17 protein-coding genes are annotated in these 21,680 nt (G+C 59.5%); 10 read left to right on the top strand and 7 right to left on the bottom strand.

Features of this window, described 5'->3' with window-relative positions; translation table 11 throughout:
• The first annotated feature begins 191 nt into the window (after positions 1-191).
• Together ACP7D4_RS19305 and ACP7D4_RS19300 are read left to right on the top strand one after the other, a co-directional pair.
• Complete coding sequence (locus ACP7D4_RS19305) at positions 192-1,049, top strand: hypothetical protein (RefSeq protein WP_426210780.1); 858 nt, start codon at positions 192-194, stop codon at positions 1,047-1,049.
• Positions 1,046-1,909 (top strand): hypothetical protein, encoded by an 864-nt coding sequence (locus tag ACP7D4_RS19300; protein ID WP_426210779.1) that lies wholly within the window; start codon positions 1,046-1,048, stop codon positions 1,907-1,909. The genes ACP7D4_RS19305 and ACP7D4_RS19300 overlap by 4 nt, the downstream gene beginning before the upstream one ends.
• A 497-nt stretch (positions 1,910-2,406) precedes the next feature.
• On the opposite strand, the gene ACP7D4_RS19295 is transcribed toward ACP7D4_RS19300, so the two are convergent.
• Both ACP7D4_RS19295 and ACP7D4_RS19290 read right to left on the bottom strand, forming a co-directional pair.
• Complete coding sequence (locus ACP7D4_RS19295; protein ID WP_426210794.1) at positions 2,407-2,871, bottom strand: EAL domain-containing protein; 465 nt, start codon at positions 2,869-2,871, stop codon at positions 2,407-2,409.
• Between the two features lie 51 nt (positions 2,872-2,922).
• Positions 2,923-3,993 carry a flavodoxin family protein gene (locus tag ACP7D4_RS19290; RefSeq protein ID WP_426103004.1) on the bottom strand — a complete coding sequence of 357 codons (1,071 nt, stop codon included), beginning with the start codon at positions 3,991-3,993 and terminating at the stop codon, positions 2,923-2,925.
• Positions 3,994-4,881: 888 nt separating this feature from the next.
• Here ACP7D4_RS19290 and ACP7D4_RS19285 point away from each other — a divergent pair.
• Positions 4,882-6,021, top strand: coding sequence for a glutathione-independent formaldehyde dehydrogenase (locus ACP7D4_RS19285; RefSeq protein WP_426103002.1), 1,140 nt, complete (start codon positions 4,882-4,884; stop codon positions 6,019-6,021).
• A gap of 238 nt (positions 6,022-6,259) precedes the next feature.
• Here ACP7D4_RS19285 and ACP7D4_RS19280 read toward each other — a convergent pair whose 3' ends face one another.
• A complete protein-coding gene (locus ACP7D4_RS19280) occupies positions 6,260-6,418 on the bottom strand; it encodes a hypothetical protein (RefSeq protein WP_426210778.1) in 159 nt (52 codons plus the stop codon).
• 47 nt (positions 6,419-6,465) lie between these two features.
• A complete protein-coding gene (locus ACP7D4_RS19275; protein ID WP_426210776.1) occupies positions 6,466-7,137 on the bottom strand; it encodes a tetratricopeptide repeat protein in 672 nt (223 codons plus the stop codon).
• Positions 7,138-7,297: 160 nt separating this feature from the next.
• Between ACP7D4_RS19275 and ACP7D4_RS19270 the strand changes: the two genes are divergently transcribed.
• Both ACP7D4_RS19270 and ACP7D4_RS19265 read left to right on the top strand, forming a co-directional pair.
• The gene (locus ACP7D4_RS19270) at positions 7,298-9,199 is read left to right on the top strand and encodes a PAS domain S-box protein (protein WP_426210774.1); all 1,902 of its coding nucleotides are present in this window, start codon (positions 7,298-7,300) and stop codon (positions 9,197-9,199) included.
• A gap of 29 nt (positions 9,200-9,228) precedes the next feature.
• Entirely contained in the window at positions 9,229-9,660 is a 432-nt protein-coding gene (locus tag ACP7D4_RS19265; protein ID WP_426210792.1) for a DUF1801 domain-containing protein, read from the top strand.
• Here ACP7D4_RS19265 and ACP7D4_RS19260 read toward each other — a convergent pair.
• Positions 9,638-10,567 carry a prolipoprotein diacylglyceryl transferase gene (locus ACP7D4_RS19260; RefSeq protein ID WP_426210772.1) on the bottom strand — a complete coding sequence of 310 codons (930 nt, stop codon included), beginning with the start codon at positions 10,565-10,567 and terminating at the stop codon, positions 9,638-9,640. The genes ACP7D4_RS19265 and ACP7D4_RS19260 overlap by 23 nt on opposite strands.
• Before the next feature lie 614 nt (positions 10,568-11,181).
• Here ACP7D4_RS19260 and ACP7D4_RS19255 point away from each other — a divergent pair.
• From ACP7D4_RS19255 to ACP7D4_RS19235, 5 genes are all read left to right on the top strand, one after another.
• Complete coding sequence (locus tag ACP7D4_RS19255; protein ID WP_426210770.1) at positions 11,182-14,148, top strand: TonB-dependent receptor; 2,967 nt, start codon at positions 11,182-11,184, stop codon at positions 14,146-14,148.
• Between the two features lie 122 nt (positions 14,149-14,270).
• A complete protein-coding gene (locus ACP7D4_RS19250; RefSeq protein WP_426210768.1) occupies positions 14,271-15,782 on the top strand; it encodes a tryptophan halogenase family protein in 1,512 nt (503 codons plus the stop codon).
• 24 nt (positions 15,783-15,806) lie between these two features.
• Entirely contained in the window at positions 15,807-16,505 is a 699-nt protein-coding gene (locus tag ACP7D4_RS19245) for a SapC family protein (RefSeq protein WP_426102988.1), read from the top strand.
• Positions 16,498-17,490 (top strand): cupin-like domain-containing protein, encoded by a 993-nt coding sequence (locus tag ACP7D4_RS19240; protein WP_426210766.1) that lies wholly within the window; start codon positions 16,498-16,500, stop codon positions 17,488-17,490. Before ACP7D4_RS19245 ends, ACP7D4_RS19240 begins: the two co-directional genes overlap by 8 nt.
• 11 nt (positions 17,491-17,501) lie before the next feature.
• Positions 17,502-19,007 carry a tryptophan halogenase family protein gene (locus ACP7D4_RS19235; protein ID WP_426102984.1) on the top strand — a complete coding sequence of 502 codons (1,506 nt, stop codon included), beginning with the start codon at positions 17,502-17,504 and terminating at the stop codon, positions 19,005-19,007.
• Here the strand turns inward: ACP7D4_RS19235 and ACP7D4_RS19230 are convergent.
• Positions 19,004-20,296 (bottom strand): ATP-binding protein, encoded by a 1,293-nt coding sequence (locus ACP7D4_RS19230; RefSeq protein WP_426210764.1) that lies wholly within the window; start codon positions 20,294-20,296, stop codon positions 19,004-19,006. The two genes, ACP7D4_RS19235 and ACP7D4_RS19230, sit on opposite strands and share 4 nt — an antisense overlap.
• Before the next feature lie 78 nt (positions 20,297-20,374).
• Positions 20,375-21,649: a ferritin-like domain-containing protein gene (locus ACP7D4_RS19225; RefSeq protein ID WP_426210762.1), complete on the bottom strand. Its 1,275-nt coding sequence runs from the start codon at positions 21,647-21,649 to the stop codon at positions 20,375-20,377.
• Between the last annotated feature and the right edge of the window lie 31 nt (positions 21,650-21,680).

Below are 21,680 nucleotides of genomic sequence, written 5' to 3'. Positions count from 1 at the left end.
CATAAAACTTTCGGTGAAATTTCCGTACAGCATGCCTAGTAATATACACAATGTTCCAAAACAATTTCGATTGATGGTAGGCTGACAACTTCAGCAATTTAGTGTCTGATATACAGGGTGAATACTTTGCAACATTACATCAACTATGATCTGAAATTTTCCTTCGCTAAAAAACAGATCTGGTCGCCACGATGAGTGCGATGGCAGGGACAATGCAAATTCCCCTACTTGCGCCCAATTGCTTTGGCGGCGTGATCGGGCGCCCCGGTGACGGGCAGCTTTCGCTATGCTTTGAAGGGTATTTGTTGTTGCCGGAAGGGCGGCGCCGCGCGTATTTCAAAACTGATCCAGCGGGTTACGCGATGCTGAACGAGGAGATCGGCTACGTACTGGCGCGTGCGGCTAAATTGCCTCAGCCACATGCGGCCAAAATTTGGATAAATGGCGCAGTCCTTCATGGCTTCGATCCCGTTCGTTGGCCGGACCCGCTGCGGCACGCCTTGTGCTGGGTTACCCATGAAGCAAAGGATCGTCTTGGGAAGCCTGCGCCAACAGTCAAGGCAAAGCTTAAGATCGGGCAAGGAGTTATCCCCGCGCCGGTGATGGACAGTCTGAAGAAAATTTTTCTAAAATTTAAATTACTTGGAAGGCTCATTGCGTTTGATGCATGGGTCGCCAATGTCGACCGGAATGTAGGAAATGTGCTACTCGTCAGTGCAGACTCGTTCGTGATCATTGATCATGGACAGGTCCTCGGTGGGTGGGCTTGGCCGCCCTTGATGCACGATGCTCCAGACAATTATGTACCGACGATAATTTTAGACGGGATCTTCGACCCGCCCGAAAAGACGCTCTCGCTCCCAGCTAAAAATGCTATTGTTAAGGAGTGTGAGCAGCTCGGGGACGCTTACAATGGTGCCCTTCCGTGGCTTGCCGCAACGTTGCATCATTCCCGTGGACCAGCATTTCAAAAGGCACATGCGTTCTTGCAGGCGAGAGCAAGCGGAATCCAAGCGCACATGCGTCAGAGAACAGGCTTAGTAACATGATTACGTCATCATATCTTGGGTATGAACCACCAGACTTCGCCAACGATCAGTCGCAGACGGGGTATTGGTGCCGGATTGTGGCTGAGCCTGATACGTTCACTGGCGAACGCTTCAACGTTGGAGTGGGCATTGTTGACAACGCCGGCAATAGACTTGCACGTGTGATTACTGAGAGGGGCCGTTTAGAGTGCGCTTTTGGGGCCAGCGACGCCGAATCCATTTTAATGATGGCGGACATTGCTAAGAAATGCTTCGAAGCTGGGACAGCGCCCCTGTTTCAGAACGTCTTATTCGATGTGCCAGTGCCGTTGCTAAATCGAGCCCCAACGGTCGCTCTCGATGAGCTTTTCTTTGATCAGGTTACATTCGCGTTGCCTCAACGTGTTGAAGCCGCAAGGCCTGCCGGATGGCTTACGCGGGAGGAAACCCGCGACAAAGTCTACCAACTGATTCGCGAGCGAGTGTCTGCCAACAGTGCCAATTTTTTGATTCCGCAAGCGCAGGACATAAACGTCAAGACAAAGCAAGGGGCTGCAAAATCAGTCAAAGTTCCCTTACAGCCCTTAGGCGGCGCGGCTGGGTTGGAGTCTGCGTGTTACACTACTGCAACTGTCAAAGCGCATTTGATGGACGCAATGCTAGATCTGCAAGCGTATGCAAGTGCCAACGATGTTAAGCATACGGGGATGTTTGTTCTGCGCCCGACCAAGGGTCTATCACAAAAAAGCCTGCTTTTTCTCGATAACACTATCGATGATGTACTTTGGCGTGCCCCAAGGAATTGGAACATCCAAATTGAGGAAGATCCTGTACAGTTAGCAGACAAAATTGTTGAGTGGGCGCACGTTGGAGTTGCATAGGTTCGATGATCTGTGCGCACCGTTTCCGGTCGGGCTCCTGTCTTTTGCGGTCGTCTGGTGGAGTTCTGGTGCCGGTATCGTAGCGTAGTCGCACGCACATTGAGGCGTGCGGCTGCTTCAAGTACTTGTTTTTACTTGAAAATTTCTGTGCGGGACGAGGGCTGTGAGCCTGGGCTTCACTGACTCATAATCCGTTGGTGCCGTGTTCGACTCACGGGAGGCCCACCAAAAAAACCACGGACTTAGCGCAGCAAATGGTAGACCGCCTATGCCTGGTCCACCTGCGTTTTGTTCTCGAAGGCGAGAGGGAGAAAGCATCCGCTTATCGCCTTTCGTACGTCCATCGGCGGCGTAGTTGTTCCTATCTGTTGGGTTCACCCTACGCGAGTCTCACCGTACCATTGCGATTATGCGATCGGCGTGCGACGCTTTGCGCGGCGGCACGACCGCGTGCATCGAGAATACGCAGCGCGGCGCTGCCGGCATGCGCTGCGCCGTCAACATCCTCCCTCCCTCTTGATCGCGCCAAGGATGTCCATTACCTGTTCCAGGTTCTGGATCACCATGTGCTCGGTCAATTCAAGCTCGAGCAAGGATAGGTCCATGCCAGAATGAAGCAGCGCGCTGCGGATGTCCGCCAGCAGCGAAGCATTGCCGAATTGGAGCGCAGACAAATTGATCCCCATGCTAATTGGTGGAACGCCCATTCGCTGCCAGGCCACGTTTTGCGTACAAGCTTCGCGGAGCACCCAGCGGCCGCTTGAAATGAGCACACCGATATCCCCGGCAAGGCGCAGAAATAGCGCCGGTAAAAGCTCGCCAAGATCCGGATGCTGCCACCGAATCAGGGCTTCAACGCCGGTAAACGCACCAGTTTTTAGTTCTTGCGACGAAAATCGTGGATGACGTCGCGGCGCTGCTGCGGTCGAACATGAAGGATTTGCATACCCGGATTTAACCAGCGGAGCGACGTCCTGAACAGTTTGGGGTTAATGGATCACTTACCGAAGAAGTCATTTCGGGCGAGGGGAATGTAAATTTCTATCCGGTTTGAGAAGAGTTCCTCCTCGCAATTGTCCAACGGCATGGGTCACAGCACGAGCAACATTACGGACTTCTTCCTGCACCGCGGTGTCGCGATCAAGTGCCTCGTGGCTTTCAGCATATGACTCGTAATAGCCGATAAAACGGTCGAGCCGTGATCGAGGGCCGGAGTCTATCAGGCCCATCCAGTCGAGCCAATCAGACAGGCCGCGGCGGACACCCTCGATCCCGGCAACGTCGCCATGCACCACCAATCCATACGCCCGACCCGCAAGGTGCTTGGGATAGTCCCAGCCACGCAGTTCCAAGTCCTTAGCTAATTGTGCGTTCTTGCCAGCCGTGGTGGTTGGGTCGGAATTGCCGCCATCAGCGCAGACCAAACGGTCTATCATTAATTTCAACACGCTCGGCGTCTGATACCAGTACACGGGCGTAAAAATAATGATGGCGTGCGCCGCCGTCCACTTTTCGTAAATCTCTGCCATCCAATCATTGGTTTGGCGTTGGCCGTGATTTGGATAGCAGCTGCAAGGCCAATGACACAACGGCATTGCAGTGGAGACACAACCTTTACATGGATAAATGTGCTGATCATAACCGGAGGTCAGCAAGCTTAAATCGAGAACATCTACTTCGATACCACCAGCGTGAAGAATTTCGCTTGCCCACGACGTCATCCGGAAAGATTTCGAAATTTCGCCTGGGCAGCTTCCGTCGTTGCGCGCCGCTCCACAAATCAAGAGTACGCGCGATTTGGTCGTGGGGTCTTTCTGAATTTTCTCCGCGACCAAAAGGCGGTCACGCGTGGCTTTCCATTCCGCTGACAGATCGTAGTCTGGATCGACAAACTCCTCGCCAGCCTTTTCCGTAATCGGCGCTTTTCGTCCTTTGCTGTAGTTGTCCCACGCGACTTCCTCCACTTTGGACAGCGCATCCTTGACTGTATCAAACGCGGGGTCGACGAACGAGCGAAAAAATTGCAGATGAAATTCATTCCGTTCTAGCGGCGCTGGAGCTTGGCCTTTGCGTACTTGAATCATGGAGAACCTCTGCCTAAGAATAGGTAAGCGTACGAAGCAACGCGGCTGTTGCAGATGGCCCGATCCCCCATTCGGCATGGGGCGCATTTGGGGAGGGATTCGTGATCGTAACAGTAATGACGTCGGCGAAGCGCTCGGTTCGAAGCAATCTGGCCCCGCATGCTCATTGCGCATCAGCCGCTTGGAGCATTGGCAGGACCGAACGTGTATCGGCAGCAAAATATTGACGCAGAGTTCCTGAAATCTACGTCAGCCCGGGAATGCGCGCGCCGGTTTATGTGCATCCCAAGTCCAAGGCGTTGTATGCCGTTAGCGGCGACACGTGACTGGGAACCTCGGATAGGTGTTCAGCGGGTCATGGTTCAGGCAACAGCATTGTGGTCCGACAGGGTCCACCAATGCTTCTCATGGCGCTGGTCCGCAACCGCGCAAAGGCTTCGCGATGATACTGCAAGACAGTTCACTCCCGCCGACAATGTTGGTAAAACACTGGACACCGAAAGGGCTGTGTCACGCAGTTGTAGGCGGCAACGAAGAGCTGCAGAGGTAGCAATCGTGTTCCAGGAAGTTTTCGCTTTTGTGTCGATTATGGTCCGGAAAAAGACCGGACACTAGGACCGTGGGTCCCAGAAACCATAGCGCCAACCTATGATGGTTGGCGCTGCGAGAACGATGTTCTTGGTGGCCCGGAGCGGAATCGAACCACCGGCGCACCGACACACGGTTTTTCAATGAACTGTCCCGACAACTGAACCGCGATCTTGGCAACACTGAAATCAATGCCTCTGTTAGTTAGCGCACCGCGCCAATTGGGCACGTGCCCCACAGTGGTCAGCTTGGGTGGCGGCACCCTGCCGCGACCCAAAATTTTTACGCCAAAGGATTATCATGAAAGCACTCGTATATAACGGACCCTGCGACGTCCAGGTCATGGAGGTGCCGGATGCAAAAATCGAAAAGCCGACTGACGTGCTGGTGCGCATTACCACGACCAATATTTGCGGATCTGACCTGCACATGTATGAAGGTCGCACCAGCATGGAGAGCGGCCGCATCCTCGGTCACGAGAACATGGGCGAGGTGATCGAAGTCGGCAAGGCAGTCGACCGCGTCAAGGTCGGTGACATGGTGTGTCTACCATTCAATATTGGCTGCGGATTTTGCGAGAACTGCGAGCGCGGCTTGTCCGGATTCTGCCTGACGGCCAATCCAGGGACTGCCGGCGCGGCCTACGGCTTCGCCGGCATGGGCCCATACAGCGGCGGCCAGGCCGAACTGCTGCGCGTCCCCTACGCTGACTACAACTGCCTCGTGCTGCCGGACGATGCGCAGGAAAAGGAAAACGATTATGTCATGTTGTCCGACATTTTTCCGACCGGCTACCACGCCACGGAGCTGGCCGGTATGCGACCCGGCGACTCGGTCGTGGTCTACGGAGCCGGCCCTGTCGGCCTGATGGCGACCATGTCGGCCTACCTAAAAGGCGCCAGCAGAGTGTTCGTGGTCGATACCCACAAGGACCGCCTGAAGCTGGCCGTAAAAATGGGCGCGATCGCGATCGACGATACCGAGCAGGGCGGCGTGCAGCAAATTCTTGACCTGACCGATGGCAAGGGTGCCGATTGCGGCTGCGAATGTGTCGGCTACCAGTGCTGCGACAAGCATGGCAAGGAAGTGCCGAACCTGACGATGAACAATCTGGTCCAATCGGTCAAGGCCACCGGCGGCATCGGCGTGGTGGGCGTGTTCTTGCCGCAGGATCCAGGCGCCAAAGATGAACTCGCCAAGGAAGGCAAATTGGCCTTCGACTTCGGCCAACTTTGGTTAAAAGGGCAGCGTATCGCCACCGGCCAGGCCAACGTCAAAGCCTACAATCGCCACCTTTCCAAGCTGATCCAGGCGGGCCGCGCCAAACCGTCGACGATCATTTCGCACGAACTCGCGCTGGACGAGGCGCCGAAGGGCTATCAACAGTTCGACAAGCGCACAGCTGGGTGGACCAAAGTGGTGCTCAAGCCAGGCAAATAAAGCGCTTCCCGGATGCCGGAAACAAAAACGCCAACCTTTGTCATGCCTAAGGCATGGATCAGTTCGGCGTGTGGGGTTTCGTCTTGCGGGGGAAATTTGGTTGCCATGGAAGCCAGTGTTGTTACTTTCCGCAGCATTTTAGGGGCGGCATCCCATCCTATTCGAGGGTGAATTTTCGGACTTGTCTCGATGTTTTTTCGAAAGTCCTTTTCCGCAACCGATCCTGGGACGGGGTCTATTACGATGGCGCAGAGTTAATGCGCCGGCCGCGTGACTCATGCCTTTGCAGTTGCGCCAGGTGGGCTTCCCACTCGGCCTTGCCGAGGTTGGCGGCAGACAAATCCTGAAAATGATTTCCCAACATGAGCTCGGGCGTCACGCCGCTTTTCTCCAGCACCAGCCCGGCCACATAGGTGATGAAAAACTGTCACGGCCGGCCTTTATTTAATTCGCTAACGCGGTCGCGAAGTCATTCAAGGAGGCCGCATACTGCGCTGCGGCGAAATGCTGCTGGATCAGCATGTCAAAAAAGCCGTCCATTGCGGCAAACGTCTGCGCCTTTTGTACCACTTGCAAGGCCATGGAGTGATTGGCGCCCCGTGCAAACACCTCGACTTGGGTGGCGCGGATGTGACCTTCGCACCAGCGGAAGTTCACTTGCCTGGCGGCCACGAGCCCAGCGTCGAGATAGGCCATTGCCCGCCCCAGTTCGCTACGCGCCAAGGCTAGCTTGCCAAGATAAAAATTTGACGCTGCTAAATAGTCCGACAAGCCATGTACAGCGCAAATGGTGAATGCTTCCTGCAATACTGTCGCGGCTTCGTCGAGGCGTGCGCTGTCGATCAGGACCACGCCCAGGTTGATCTTAACTTTGGCGTTCAAGTGCTGATCGCCCACTTCTTCCGTCCTGGACTGCGCCTCGGCCAGCATCGTCAGGCTGTTGGCGTGATCGCCTGCGCCTTGGTAGACTTGCGCCAAGCCGACTTTTGCCAAAATCCATGTTTCGGCATCACCGCCTGCCTTGGTGGACACGTCAATGCAACGATCCCAATATTGAATGGCTTGCCGGTAGTCGCCGCCGGAATAGTAACCGCGCGCAATACGCTCAGGGGCCACAAGTAGCGTTCAAACCGGTTGTCCTGGCGCCAGTCGCCCCAGGCGCCCGTGAAAAAACGGCGATGCGCAACGAATAGCGCGCCCACTTTTCGAACTGGGATATAGTTGTTCTTCCCATAGATGCGGCCCAATTGCCGGGGCGCTAAAGCTCGCCAGCGACATGATTAAATCACCCGCTTCCACGCCGCCGCCCGCCACCTCCGACCGCTTCCAGCAACTGGTTGCCAGCGTCACGGATTACGCCATCTACATGCTGTCCCCGGAAGGGGTGATCAACACCTGGAACGCTGGCGCCCAGCGGTTCAAAGGCTACACCCCAGAAGAAATCATCGGGCAGCATTTTTCCCGTTTCTACACGCCGGACGACCTGGCAACCAATCTGCCCGCCCGTGCGCTGGCAACTGCCAGAAACGAAGGGCGCTTCGAAGATGAAGGATGGCGCGTGCGTAAGGATGGCACCCGTTTCTGGGCCAGCGTGGTGATCGATCCGGTACGCGCGCAAGACGGCGAGCTGATCGGCTTTGCGAAAGTGACGCGCGATATTACCGAGCGCAAGCGTGCCTCGGAAGCCCTGCATGCGAGCGAGGAACGTTTCCGTCTGTTGGTGCAAGGCGTCACCGACTACGCCATCTACATGCTTTCGCCCAAGGGCGAGATCACCAACTGGAACGCCGGTGCGCGGCGCATCAAGGGTTTTGACGACAATGAAGTGATCGGCAGTCATTTTTCAAGGTTCTATACCCCGGAAGACCGGGCGCATGGTTTGCCGATGATCGCCCTGGCGACGGCCGTCAAGGATGGCCGCTTCGAAAGTGAAGGCTGGCGCATGCGCAAGAGCGGCGAACGGTTTTGGGCGCACGTGGTCATCGATCCGATCCATAACGAGCTCGGCGAGCTGATCGGCTTTGCCAAGGTGACGCGCGACATCACCGAGCGGCGCGACGCGGCGATCACGATTGAAAAGGCGTCGGAAGCCTTGTTCCAGTCGCAGAAACTGGAAGCGATCGGCAAACTGACCGGCGGCGTGGCGCACGACTTCAACAATTTACTCAGCGTTATTTCCAACGGGCTGACCGTGCTCAAGACGCGCCTGACCGATCCGGCCGACTGGCGCGTGCTCGAGGCCATGGACCGGGCCGCCTCGCGCGGTGCCACGCTGACCCAGCAACTGCTGACCTTCGCGCGCCAGCAGCCCCTCAAGCAGGACAACTACGATCTCAACGAAGTCATCGCCTCATTCGAGGCGGTGCTGCGGCGCGCGGTGCGCGGCTCGGTTGGCTTCGACTTGCAGTTGGGCGCCGACCTGCCGCTGGTGCTGGTCGACGCCCCGCAAGTGGAGGCGGCAATTCTCAATTTGATCGTCAATGCGCGCGACGCAACGCCCGACGGCGGCCGGATCACGGTCTCGACCCGCGTGACGGCACTGCGCGAACTACAGGTAGGCAATCTTCCGGCCGGATCCTATGTCACCATCCGGGTTGACGATACGGGCGAGGGCATGAGCGCGGACGTTATCTCGCACGCCGTCGAACCCTTCTTTACGACCAAGCCTATCGGCAAGGGAACGGGCCTTGGTCTTAGCCACGTGTATGGTCTCATGCACCAGTCCGGAGGTGATCTTGCCATTACGTCAACGCCCGGTGCGGGCACTTCCGTGGCGCTTTATTTTCCCGCACTTGCCGCCGATGCCGAAGAGTCGTCCGGCGACACCGGGCGCGAAAAGGCGCTCGTGGTCGATGATCAGATTGACGTGCTGGACATGGCGGTCGAGTTATTCCGCACGCTTGGCTATGACGTGCTTTCTGCCAATAACGGGGCGGAAGCCTTGGCCATCTTGCAACGCACGAGCGGGATTGACGTACTGTTTTCAGACGTGGTCATGCCCGGCATGAGCGGTATCGAACTGGGCGCCCAGGCGCGGCGCCTGTATCCCGACATGAAAATTATCCTGGCATCGGGCTACGCAACGGCGGCGCTGAAAGAACTGGACGGTGAAGCGCCGCAATTTCCTATCATTACCAAACCGTATTCGATGGCACAAATCCTGCGCCAGTTGCGGTAAACATTCAACCGACGGGGGCCACCGTGAACGTGAACAAGACTAGCCCGGACAATCATGTTTCGCAAGATGCTGCCACGCTGATTGACGAGAAAATTGCCGCACTGGGCGACTGGCGGGGCGCCACGCTGGCGCGCATCCGCGCCCTGATTCGGCAGGCCGACCCCGGCGTGCTCGAGGAAGTCAAATGGCGCGGCGTTCCGGTCTGGTCGCACGATGGCATCATCTGCACCGGCGAAACGTACAAGAGCACGGTCAAAATGACGTTTGCCAAGGGCGCGTCGCTGGACGACACTGCCGGCTTGTTCAACGCCAGCCTGGAGGGAAACACGCGGCGCGCGATCGACATGCATGAAGGCGAAACCATCGACGAGGCCGCATTGCAAGCCTTGATCCGCGCCGCCGTCGAGCTGAACCAGGCAACAGTTGCCAAGCGCGCGGTCAAGCGTCCAACGACGCCTTAGTCTGCGGCGCACCAGTGCGGTCGCGCCGGCCCAGCACGCCGATGAAATTGAGCCCCAGCACGATCAGCACAATGGCGATCACTTCCGCTTGCGTCAACTGGAAACCGAGCACATCGAATTTTGGGTTGACGCGCAACTGTTCGATCGCGAAGCGCTCCACGCCTGCCAGCAACAGGTACACGGCAAACAGCCACCCGGTTTTGAAGGGATGCTTGCGCAGCGCCCACAGCACGCCAAAGCAGGCGAGCGCCATCACCGTTTCGTAAATGGACGTTGGATACACGCCCGGCGCTGCAATAACTTCGCCAAAAATATTGTTTTGATAGGTCTGCGCCCAGAACCAGGTCGGCAGCCAGTCCGGCTTCAAAGCCATGTTGGCCGCCGTTCCCCAGTCGCCGTCGCCGGAGATCTGGCAACCGATCCGCCCGATGGCGTAGCCCAGCATCATGGCCGGCGCGACGGCGTCGAGCATCGCGGCGGCGCTTATGTGCCAGCGCCGGATGAAGAGCAATCCCGCGATCGTGCCCAGGATCAAGCCGCCGAACACGCTGAAACCGGAGCGGCTGAAGATCATGTCCCACGGCGCAGCCGCGAATGCATCCAGATGCTCGACGATATGAAACAGCCGCGCGCCCACCACGCCCGTCAGCATGACGATGGTGGTCAGGTCGGAGACGATCTCTTGCGGCGCGATCTCGATCCACGTCACGCTGCCGTCGGCGGCAACAAGCTTGCGCCTGGCGTTGCCGATCTGACCTGCGGCGTGCATGCGCCGCAACTGCGCGGACAGGCAGGCGGCAGCGGCGAACATGGCGCACACCACCAGCATGCCGAACAAGGGAATAGGCAAGGGCAGGTCAAGCCCGGTCAGGGCGCGCACTACATCACTCAGGTACGGATACGACATCGACGGCTTTCTTCGTAATGCTTTAACGCAAGGACGGCTATGGTGACACCGAACAAGTTCAACGTAAAGCCGCTCAACGTGGAAACCTTACCAAATTGAGCGCGGAAAACTGCCTGTGTGCAGCTCCCAGCCCCCGCGTCGGCCGCTCCCATCAGCAAGCGGCGCTACTGCCCCTTTGTGGTGTATCGATGCAACACCGTTGTAAAAGGCGGTTGCAGATCAATATTTTATTGACAAATTGTTTGTTAGCCCGCAATATTTAGACGTGGCATGGAAACGCTTCCACTCGGCTCTAAATCATCAGGGATGAGGCAAGACAAGCGCCACGAACGCGTTCGGCAAGGCGGGGCCGGTTGCCCACTGTGTCGTTTGCGTGCAGTACGCCGCGCTTGTTGGCAGGTGATGTCGTCCGGGAGAGTGTGCGGACGATATGGCGCACGCTTGAGTGTGGAATCGTTTCCAAGGCAGGCATTTTCCAGATCGGTCGCAGACCGGCGGCGGGAAGGGCAGGCGGGCAGCAGTAGTGGCGGCAAGCGCGGTCCGGGCAAGCGGAGCGCGTGCGGGACAAGGGAAATGTGGCTACAGGCCATGTTCTTAAAATCAGAGGAGACCGAATGTATTACCCAAAACAGAAATTGTTATGTTTGGCTGTGGCCAGCGCCTGCGCAACGCTGACGCTGCCAGGCTATGCCCAGGAAGCAACCGTAGCCGCATCGACCAACACCACCGCCACCGCACCAGTACTGCAGTCCGTAACGGTTGTCGGCCTGCGTAACAGCCTGGGTTCATCGATGAACCTCAAGCGCAGTTCAGACGGCATCGTCGACGGCATCATCGCCGCCGATATCGGCAAGTTCCCGGACACCAACCTGGCCGAATCGCTGCAGCGCATCACCGGCGTCTCGATCGACCGCACCATCGGCGAAGGCTCCAAGGTCACCGTGCGCGGCGTCGGTCCCGATTTCAACATGGTGCTGCTCAATGGCCGCCAGATGGCCACCTCCAATTTGGGCGACCTGAACGGGCGCGCCTTCGATTTCGCCAACCTGGCGTCCGAAGCCATCTCGCAAATCCAGGTCTACAAGACCAGCCGTGCGGAAACACCGGCCGGCGGCATCGGCGCCACCCTGAACGTCATGACAGCGCGTCCCTTCGATGCGCCAGGCTTGCATTCGAGCGTGGGCTTCAAGCTGGTGCACGACACGTCCAACAACAACCTGCCGGCCGACGTCAAGGCCGGCACATCGACGACGCCGGAGTTTTCCGGAATCTTTAGCAATACCTATGCGGACGGCAAGTTCGGCGTGGCGCTCAGCGCCAGCTACCAGGAACGCAATCTCGGCTACAACACGGCGGCCGTGTCGAACGGCTGGCGCGGTCCGTTCCGCGGCGACGAGAACAACTGGGGCACGATTCCCCAGCCAGGCCCAGGGGTAACGGGCGTTACCAACCGTCCGAAGCCGACCGACATCTACAGCGTCCCGCAAAACTTGAATTACAGCATGAGCGGCGTGAAGCGCCAGCGCACCAACGGCCAGTTGACGCTGCAATTTGCACCGATTAAGTCGTTCGTGACAACGCTCGACTACACCTATTCCGAAAACAAGATCCAGACCAAGCGCAGCGATCTGTCGGCCTGGTTCAATTTCGGCCCGTCGACCAGTTCCTGGACGAACGGCCCGGTTGCCGCTCCCCTGGTCTACACCGAACTGATTCCGACGGCAAACAGCGACATCGCCATGGGTGCCGCCAATTTCGCGACCAAGACCCAAAACAAGGCCATCGGCTTTAACGCCGCCTGGCGCGTGAGCAACGACTTGAAGCTCGAATTCGATGCCCACAAGTCGACCGCCGAATCGACGCCGGACAGCCCGTATGGTTCGAACAACACGCTCGGCACCGCCAGCTTCAGCCGCGGCGACACCACCGCCGACTTCACCAAGGATTTCCCGGTGCTGAGCATCAAGGGCGCCGACTATCTGCGCGCACCGCAGCAAGTGACCGGCTCGACATTTCAAAACGGTTACATGAAAGGCGAAGTCGAGCAGGAGCAGGTCAGCGGGCGCTTGAAGATGCTGGAATCGTCCAACCTCAAGTTCGGCCTGGCCGCGACCAAGGTCGAGAACCGCTCCGCTTTTTCGAACCAGCAGCGCGACACCTGGGGTGGCGCCACCAGCCCGGCCGATTATCCGAGCAGTGTGTTCCACGCGGATACGATTCGCCAGTACTTCAACAAGCTCGACGGCAGCGACAATCCGGCCCTGTTCAACCAGTTCAATACCTTTAACTTTGAAGAAGTGCGCGCGCTCGCCGCTGCCGCCTCCGGCAAACCGGAGCTGTACCTGCCCAAGTCCACCTACGACACCGACCAGCGCACCGCCGAAAAATCGAAGAGCGCGTATCTGCAGCTCAATACCGACTGGGATACGCGCTTGCCGATGCACACGGCTATCGGCCTGCGCTACGAAAAGACGGACGTTGTCTCGACCGCGCTGGTGCCAAGCGCCACCGGGATCACGATGGTCTCGGCCAATGAATTTTCGGTCGGCTTCGGCGCGCCGACCTTCACCACGCTGACCGGTTCTTACAAGCACGTGCTGCCAAGCTTCGACTTCGATGTCGACGTCAGGAAGGACATGAAACTGCGCGCCAGCTACGGCGTCACGATCGGCCGTCCGCGTTACGACCAGATCGCCGGCGGACAAGTGCTCAACGCGGGCGCGCGCATCAACGGCGGCACCGGCTCGCAGGGTAACCCGGCGCTGCTGCCAGTCAAGTCGAAAAACCTGGACTTGTCGTACGAGTGGTATTACGGCAAGCAGAGCTATCTGTCGCTTGGCTTGTTCCGCAAGAACGTTGAAAACTTCCCTGGCCAGTCGGAACTGACCGCCACGCCGTTCAACTTGCATACGCCCGTGGGCGGACCGCTGTGGACCGAAGCGGTGGCGTCCGGGTGCGGCTCGGATACGGTATGCATCCGTAACTTTATCTTCCGCAACCATCCGACGGCACCGGGGGTGACGCGTGGTGCAAACGATCCGAGCGGCAACGCAACGGGCACCATCCTCGGCCAGCCTAACGATCCGATCGCCAACTTCGTCATCACCACCACGGCGAACAAGGATGCGACCAATGTGCACGGCGTGGAAGTCAACCTGCAGCACATGTTTGGCAACACCGGCTTTGGCCTGCAAGCGAACTATACTTTTGTGCGCTCGGGGCTGGAGTACAACAATGCGAGCAAAGGCGACCAGTTCGCGCTGCCCGGTTTGAGCAACTCGGGCAACCTGGTGGGGATCTACGAGGATGCCAAGTGGACAGTGCGCACTGCCTACAACTGGCGCGGCAATTTCTTGTCGGCGACCCGTGACGGTTCCGGCTTCAATCCGAACTACGTCGAATCGTTCGGCCAGCTCGACGTGTCGGTCGGTTATGCGATCGATGAGAAGACCAGCCTGCAGTTCGAGGTGATCAATGCCACCAACGCCACTGTGCGCGTGCATGGCCGTAACGAACGGCAAGCCTTGTTCGTGACCCAGGGCGGGCCACGCTACATGCTGGGCGGACGCTACAAGTTCTGATCGGCAGCACATTTCTTCTGTTCCTGGACGAAATGTGCTCTTCTGAAACAAGGCCGCTGCCCGTCAGCGGCCTTTTCGGTTAGACTTTCCTGCGAACATTAAGTAACGACATGGAACATCGCATGGCAAGCAGCACCATTGAACACATCGTCATTGTGGGCGGCGGCTCGGCCGGCTGGCTGAGCGCCGGCGTGATCGCCGCCGACCATCCGCACTTGAAAGTGACGGTCATCGAATCGCCCGATGTGGCCCCGATCGGGGTGGGCGAGGGCACCTGGCCCACCATGCGCGATACGCTGCGCAAGATCGGTGTATCCGAAAGCGATTTCTTCCGCGAGTGCGACGCCTCCTTTAAGCAAGGTTCCAAATTTTGCGGCTGGCGTACCGGGCAAGAAAGCGATTACTATTTTCATCCCTTCGTGCTGCCGCAAGGCTACGGAGAGACCAACCTGGCTGCCCGCTGGCAAGCGTGCCACGCGCACGTACCCTTTGCCGACCTGGTCAGCTTCCAGCCGCACCTGTGCGCGCACGGCAAGGCGCCCAAGCAAGCCAGCACGCCGGAATACGCCGCCGTGGCCAACTATGGCTACCATCTGGACGCCGGCAAGTTCGGCGTGTTCCTGCGCAAGCACTGCACCGACAAGCTGGGCGTAACCTATATCGCCGACCATGTCACGGGCATCGATTCGCATGAGAACGGCGACATTGCTGCCCTGCAGACGCGCGCCCACGGCCGACTTGCCGGCGACCTGTTCGTCGATTGCAGCGGCATGCAGTCGCTCTTGTTAGGCCAGCATTTCGGCGTCGCGTTCCTGTCGCAAAAACACGTGCTGTTCAACGACACGGCACTGGCGATCCAGCTTCCCTATCCGCGCGAAGACAGTCCGATCAGTTCGCACACCACCTCCACCGCCCAAAGCGCCGGCTGGATTTGGGACATCGGCCTGCCCACGCGGCGCGGGATTGGCTACGTGTATTCCAGCGCCCATACCAGCGATCAAGCGGCCCAGCAAGTCTTGCACCGCTACATCGGCCCAGGCCAGGACGCGGCAGTGCGCAAGCTCAGCTTTCAGCCCGGCTACCGGCGCCAGTTCTGGCACCGCAACTGTGTGGCGATCGGCTTGTCGGCCGGCTTTATCGAGCCGCTCGAAGCGTCCGCGCTGGCGCTGGTGGAGTTGTCGGCCGCCATGCTCAGCGACGACATGCCGGCCACGCGCGCCGTGATGGACATTGTCGCGCGCCGCTTCAATGAAGCCTTTACGTATCGCTGGGAACGGGTGATCGATTTCCTCAAGCTGCACTACGTGCTGAGCGAACGCCGTGACGCCGACTACTGGATCGACAACCGGGTCGCGCCCGAGCGCCTGGCCGAACTGCTCGCGCTGTGGCGCCACCGGCCGCCGTCGCGCAACGACTTTGGCCGCATCGATGAAGTGTTTCCGTCGGCCAGTTACCAATACGTGTTGTACGGCATGCTCTTTCACACGGAACACGCCGCCAGCCGCCACAACCCGGAACAGGCGGACGGCTATTTTCGTCAAGCCGCCGCGCTGACCGCGAGCATGCTGGGCGCGTTGCCGGGCAACCGGGCGCTGATCGACCATATACAACGCCACGGTCTGCAGACCATTTGACTAACTAAACGCCGGGACACCACCATGCCACACCATGTTTTGCTAAACAATATCGAGCACAAGGATGTGCGCATCGTCACCCGCCGCGGCGCCGCCCATGGGGACGATGTCATGCTCGCCATCACCTTCCCGGCGGAATTTCGCGACTTGCAGGCGCATTATCCGATCGTCTTTCGCAAGACGCCCGACGGCACGGGTTTCGAGCCGGTAGTGCTGTTTGGTTTTCAGGAACGGGAAAACCTGTTCCTCGGTCCGAACGGCTGGGACGCAAGCTATGTGCCGCTAGCAATTGAGCGTCAACCCTTCCTGATCGGCATCACCAACGGCGAACCGATGGTGCACATTGACCTGGCCAGCCCGCGCGTGAGCGCGGCCGATGGCGAAGCAATTTTCCTGGCCCATGGCGGCAATACGGAGTTCCTGGAACAAATCAATTCCATCTTGCTGGGCATTTACCAGGGCGTGCAGGCAACGGCGCCCTTTATCACCGCCTTGCTCGAGCATGCCTTGCTCGAATCGTTCGTTGTCGACATCGAACTTGACGATGGATCGCAAAACCGGCTGGCCGGCTTCTACACGATCAATGAAGACAAGCTGGGCGCACTTCCCGGCGACGCCGTCGCGCGCTTGCACCAGGCCGGCTACCTGCAAGCCATTTACATGGTGCTCGCATCGATGTCGAATTTCCGCGCGCTCATCGCGCGCAAGAACCGCCATGCGTGAGCTGCATGGCGTCGATGCGCATTCGCTCAGCGAACAATTGCTGCAGTCGACGGAACCGGTCGTGCTGCGCGGCCTGGTCGCCGCCTGGCCGGCGGTGCGGGCCAGCCTGGCGTCGGAGCACGGCGCCGAGCAATATGTGCGCCGCTTCTACCGCGACGCCACCGTGGTCGCTTTCCTGGGCGCACCGGATATCGATGGCCGCTTTTTCTATAACGAGGACTTGAGTGGTTTTAATTTCGCCCCGATCCGGGCCCGGCTCGACGCCATCCTCGATGAAATAACCGCCCACCGCAACGACGACAAGCCGCCCTCGGTCTATGTCGGCTCGACCACCATCGACACCTGCCTGCCAGGGTTTCGCGATGAAAACGACGTCACGCTGGGCCAGCGCGATGCGCTTGCCAGCATCTGGATCGGCAACCAGACGCGCATTGCCGCGCACTACGACTTGCCCGACAACCTGGCTTGCATCGTCGCCGGCCACCGGCGCTTTACGCTGTTCCCGCCAGACCAGTTAACTAATCTGTACATCGGTCCGCTCGACTTTACGCCCGCCGGGCAAGCCATCAGCCTGGTCGACTTCAAAAAGCCGGACCTGCAACGTTTCCCGAAGTTCGCCGACGCCATCGAGCACGCGCAGGTCGCCGAACTCGGTCCCGGCGACGCTATTTTTATTCCGAGCATGTGGTGGCACCACGTCGAGGCGCAAGACAACTTCAATGTGCTGGTCAACTACTGGTGGCGCCAGTCGCCCGACTACATGGATACGCCCACCAATACGCTGATGATGGCCTTGATGAGCATGCGCGACTTGCCGCGCGAACAGCGCGCAGCGTGGCAGGAAATTTTTCGCCATTACGTATTTGAAGCCGACGCGGCCACCTCCGCCCATATCGGCAAAGACGCGCAGCGCGTGCTGGCGCCACTGAACGAAGACACTGCCCGGATGTTGCGCGCGCAGTTGATCAAGAAAATGAATCGTTGAAGGAGACTGCAATGCAAGAGCAATCCAGGCCACAACACCGTCCCGTGCGGCGCGTCGTCATCGCCGGCGGGGGCACTGCCGGCTGGATGGTCGCGGCCGGCCTGTCCAAGGTGCTGGGCAAGCTGCTCGATATCAAGCTGATCGAGTCTGACGAGATCGGCACCGTGGGCGTGGGCGAAGCAACCATTCCCACCTTGATGAACTTCCACAGCTTGCTGGAAATTAACGAACAGGAATTCATGGCCGCCACCCAGGCGACCTTTAAACTGGGCATCAGTTTTGAAAACTGGCGCAACTGCAAGGAAGACTATATCCATTCTTTCGGCCTGACCGGCACCGATCACTGGACTGCGGGTTTCCAGCACTTCTGGATGAAAGGTCGCGAACGGGGGCTGGCAGGCGACTATGGCGACTACTGCCTGGAACTGAAAGCGTCGCAGGCGAACCGCTTTGCGCACTTGCCGCGCAATGGCATGAATTACGCGTACCACCTGGATGCGAGCCGCTACGCGCGTTACCTTCGCACATTTTCCGAGCCGTTCGGCGTGCAGCGCATTGAAGGCAAGATTGCCAAGGTCAACACCGATGCGCTGAGCGGCGACATCACCTCGCTGCTGCTCGCCTCGGGCGCGCTGATCGAAGGCGACCTGTTCATCGATTGCACGGGTTTCCGGGCGCTGCTACTGGGCGAGGCCATGAAGGAAGCATACGAGGACTGGTCGCACTGGCTGTTTTGCGACAGCGCCATTGCCGTGCAGACCGAATCGGTGGGCCCGGCCATACCGCTGACGCGTTCGATCGCCCATGATGCCGGCTGGCAGTGGCGCATTCCGCTGCAACACCGCGTGGGCAATGGCATCGTGTTTTCGCGCCGCTACACGGACGACGACACGGCCCGCGCAACGTTACTCGGCAATATTGAAGGCATGGCATTGACTGAGCCGCGCGTGATCCGCTTTACGCCGGGACAACGGCGCAAGACCTGGCGCGGCAATTGCGTGGGCATTGGTCTTGCCAGCGGCTTTCTGGAGCCGATCGAATCGACCAGCATTCACCTGATCCAGCGCGGCATTATTCGCCTGCTGCAAATGTTCCCGACCGATGGCATTCGCCAGAGCGACGTGGACGAATACAATTTCCAGACCAGCAGTGAAATCCGGCACATCCGCGACTTCATCATCCTGCACTATCACGTCACGAACCGGCGCGACACGCCGTTCTGGCGCGACGCGGCCGGCATGGACATTCCTGCTTCGCTGCGCCACCGCATCGAGCTGTTCCGCGAAACGGGGCGGGTATTTCGCATTCCCAACGAATTATTTGCGGAAAACTCCTGGATCCAGGTCATGCTGGGGCAGGGCATCATGCCGCAGCAGCACCATCAAACGGCCGACTTGATGGGCGACGAAGAACTCGGGCAATTTCTGGGCGCGATACGCGACGGCATCAACAGGACGGTGGCGCAATTGCCACCGCATCAATCGTACATGGAGACTTACTGCGGAGCGCGCCCTTAAGCCGCGCTGTGCGGGACGCGCACCAGGAAGGTGCCGCCGTGCCCCATGCCGTCGCTGGCGGCGCTGACGGAGCCGCCATGCGCTTCCAGCAAGCTTTTGACCAGCGCCAGGCCCAGGCCCAGGCCGCTGCTGCCGCGCTGCGTGCTCTGTTCTGCCTGGACGTACAGGTCGAACAGGCGCGGAATCAATTCCTTGGTGATGCCGATGCCATTGTCGGTAATGCTCAGTTCGACCATGCCGGCGCTGCGCGTCAGCGCCACCGTGATGGCGCCCCCATCGGGCGTATACCGGATCGCGTTCGCCAGCAGGTTGCCCGTCACTTGCACTAGGCGCACCGCTTCGCCCGATACCATGCAGGCGTGATCGGGCAAGGCGACGTCGAGCGTGTGGTGCTTGGCTGCGGCCCCCGCCGTATGCTGTTCAATGGCGTACTGGACCACCTCGCGCATGTCGACCGGCGACTTTTTCAGCAGCACCGTGCCGCGGCTGATGCGCGACACGTCAAGCAAGTCTTCCACCACGCGCGTCATGTGCGTGACCTGGCGCGAAATCAATTGGGCCAGCTGGGCCTGGCGCTCGGGCGGCACCGACGGCGTCTCCAGCATCTGGGCCGCCATGCCGACCGCCGACAGCGGACCGCGCAGCTCGTGGCTCAGGATGGCCAGAAATTCATCCTTGCGCAAGTCGGCCAGTTCCAGCGTGGCCGCTTTTTCATCCAGGCTGGCATTTAGCGCCAAGACCGTGCTGTTGGACGTTTCCAGCGTTTCGGTGAGCAAGACCAGTTCTTCCTGCTTTTCCTGCAACGCTTCCACGGTGCTGGTCAGTTCCTTGTTCTGGTCCTGGACTCCCGACAACACCACGTGGCCGGGCAGCTGCGCCAGTTGCCGGCTAAACGCTTCAATCACGGCCGGCGTAAGCAAGGCGCCGTCCTGCGGCAGCGGCACCTGCAGCACGATCGTAGTGCCGCCTTCTGCATCGGTGCTGATGTCGTATTGGTCGATCAGACGCCGCACGCCGGCGGTGTCGTCCTCGCTGCGGCGGCGCGCGCCCGGTTCCTTGATCGACACCACCAGCAACTGCGGCAGTAGCGCGTCTTCCACGGCGAACGCGACACTGCCCGCTCCGGAATCGTTGATGATGTTGCGCGCCAGTTCAGACACGGCCGTCGAGATGCGCGCCTGGTCGCGCGGCAGCAGGCCGGCCAGCGACGCGATCTGCCGCGCGCGCTGGCGCGCTGCGACAACCTCCAGTTCGGCTTTCACGGCAACAGTCAGGATCGAATGGGGCATGCTCTACAATTTCACTTAAATAATTCTCGGGAATATACAGGCAATTTCGTTTCCCAGAAGTAAAGTATCGTAACGCGACTAGGTAAGCTCCTGCAGCTGCGCGGCCAGTGCGCGCAGCTGGCCGCCGAGGCTGGCGTCGACAGCCGGCCAGGCGGCGGCCGCAGTATCGAGTGCGAGCGCGATTTCGTTGGCGCGCTCGGCCATAAGCAGGGTGCCCGCATGGCGTTGCGGCAAGGCCAGCGCGGAGCGGGGCAAGTGAAAGTTCATGCCCGCGCACACAGTGCCTTGGTCATCGGCCGGCAGCGTGGTCAGGGCGACTGCCAGTGAATTGATCACATGCATCAGGCCGACGGCGCCGTCGATATCCACCCGGCATCGCGCGGCCGTGCCGCGTTCCATGCCGGTGCCGCTGGCCAGCAGGCGCAGCATCAGGCCATACACGGCGTTCGCCAGGTCGAGCACGCGCGCCGCCTCTAGCGCCTCGACATGCGTGGTGCCGCAAGGATCAATTGGCGCCAGCATGACAGGGACGCTGGCCAGCGCGCGGTGCGGCACGAAGCCGGGGTCCTCGCGCAGGAAGGCATCGTATTGCTCGCCCATGGCCGAAAAGCGCGCGAAGTGCGATTCGGCGGCGTCCGGCCGCCGGCTTTCCCGGCCGCCTTCACCTTGCTCGATGATCACCTCGATGGCCTTGCGCGCGCTGGCCAGGTCGGTGACGGCGAACAGGCCGTCCAGGTCCATCAGGTCGCGCCCGAGCTGTGCTTCCGGGTTGCCGATAAACAGGATTGCCTCACCCATGCTTGCCGATAATTGCTCAAAGCCTTGCTCGATGCCGCGGTACAAGTGGCCGACGGTATCGTAGTCTTCGGCGGTGGGCGTGAACGTGGCGGTGGGGCTGCGCCGTTCATAGTCCAGGGGCGATTCAAAGCCGCGCGCCTGCGCCATTTCCATGCCTTCGGGACGCTCCAGGTAAATAAAATGCGCCAGCGTATCGCGCGTTAACGGCGCCAGCCGCACCACCAGGCTGGACGGATGGTAGCCGGGCGGCACCGGGAAATTCTGGCGCCGGAAGTGGGGCGGCGAGCCTATGCTCATGAGCATGTTGTTGACCATCGCCAAGTGCACCATTTCTTCCATGGCAACGCCGCGTATTTGCTTGCGCCAGCGTTCGATGCTGGCCAATTGCTCGGGCGTGACGCCTTCGTCGACGGTTCGCTTGAGCGACCAGCCGGCGTACAGGTAAGTGCACATCAGGCCGTGCTCGATTTCCGCCGCTTCGGTCAGCAGGTAAATGAGCTGTTCACGGTCGTTGACCCGCACATCATGCTGGTCGGTATTGAATGGCTTTTCCATGGGCGAAGTATACCTGATCTAACAGCGCTGA

Source organism: Massilia sp. TWP1-3-3 (genome assembly GCF_049897805.1).
Classification (GTDB): Bacteria; Pseudomonadota; Gammaproteobacteria; order Burkholderiales; family Burkholderiaceae_D; genus Telluria_A.
Note: the sequence above shows the minus strand (reverse complement) of the source record. Positions and strands in the feature narration are given on the sequence as shown.

Coding starts and splice junctions, on each gene's coding strand:
- ACP7D4_RS19305 (WP_426210780.1), top strand. CDS start 192: ATGAGTGCGATGGCAGGGACAATGCAAATTCCCCTACTTGCGCCCAAT.
- ACP7D4_RS19300 (WP_426210779.1), top strand. CDS start 1,046: ATGATTACGTCATCATATCTTGGGTATGAACCACCAGACTTCGCCAAC.
- ACP7D4_RS19290 (WP_426103004.1), bottom strand. CDS start 3,993: ATGATTCAAGTACGCAAAGGCCAAGCTCCAGCGCCGCTAGAACGGAAT.
- ACP7D4_RS19285 (WP_426103002.1), top strand. CDS start 4,882: ATGAAAGCACTCGTATATAACGGACCCTGCGACGTCCAGGTCATGGAG.
- ACP7D4_RS19270 (WP_426210774.1), top strand. CDS start 7,298: ATGATTAAATCACCCGCTTCCACGCCGCCGCCCGCCACCTCCGACCGC.
- ACP7D4_RS19260 (WP_426210772.1), bottom strand. CDS start 10,567: ATGTCGTATCCGTACCTGAGTGATGTAGTGCGCGCCCTGACCGGGCTT.
- ACP7D4_RS19255 (WP_426210770.1), top strand. CDS start 11,182: ATGTATTACCCAAAACAGAAATTGTTATGTTTGGCTGTGGCCAGCGCC.
- ACP7D4_RS19250 (WP_426210768.1), top strand. CDS start 14,271: ATGGCAAGCAGCACCATTGAACACATCGTCATTGTGGGCGGCGGCTCG.
- ACP7D4_RS19245 (WP_426102988.1), top strand. CDS start 15,807: ATGCCACACCATGTTTTGCTAAACAATATCGAGCACAAGGATGTGCGC.
- ACP7D4_RS19240 (WP_426210766.1), top strand. CDS start 16,498: ATGCGTGAGCTGCATGGCGTCGATGCGCATTCGCTCAGCGAACAATTG.
- ACP7D4_RS19235 (WP_426102984.1), top strand. CDS start 17,502: ATGCAAGAGCAATCCAGGCCACAACACCGTCCCGTGCGGCGCGTCGTC.
- ACP7D4_RS19230 (WP_426210764.1), bottom strand. CDS start 20,296: ATGCCCCATTCGATCCTGACTGTTGCCGTGAAAGCCGAACTGGAGGTT.
- ACP7D4_RS19225 (WP_426210762.1), bottom strand. CDS start 21,649: ATGGAAAAGCCATTCAATACCGACCAGCATGATGTGCGGGTCAACGAC.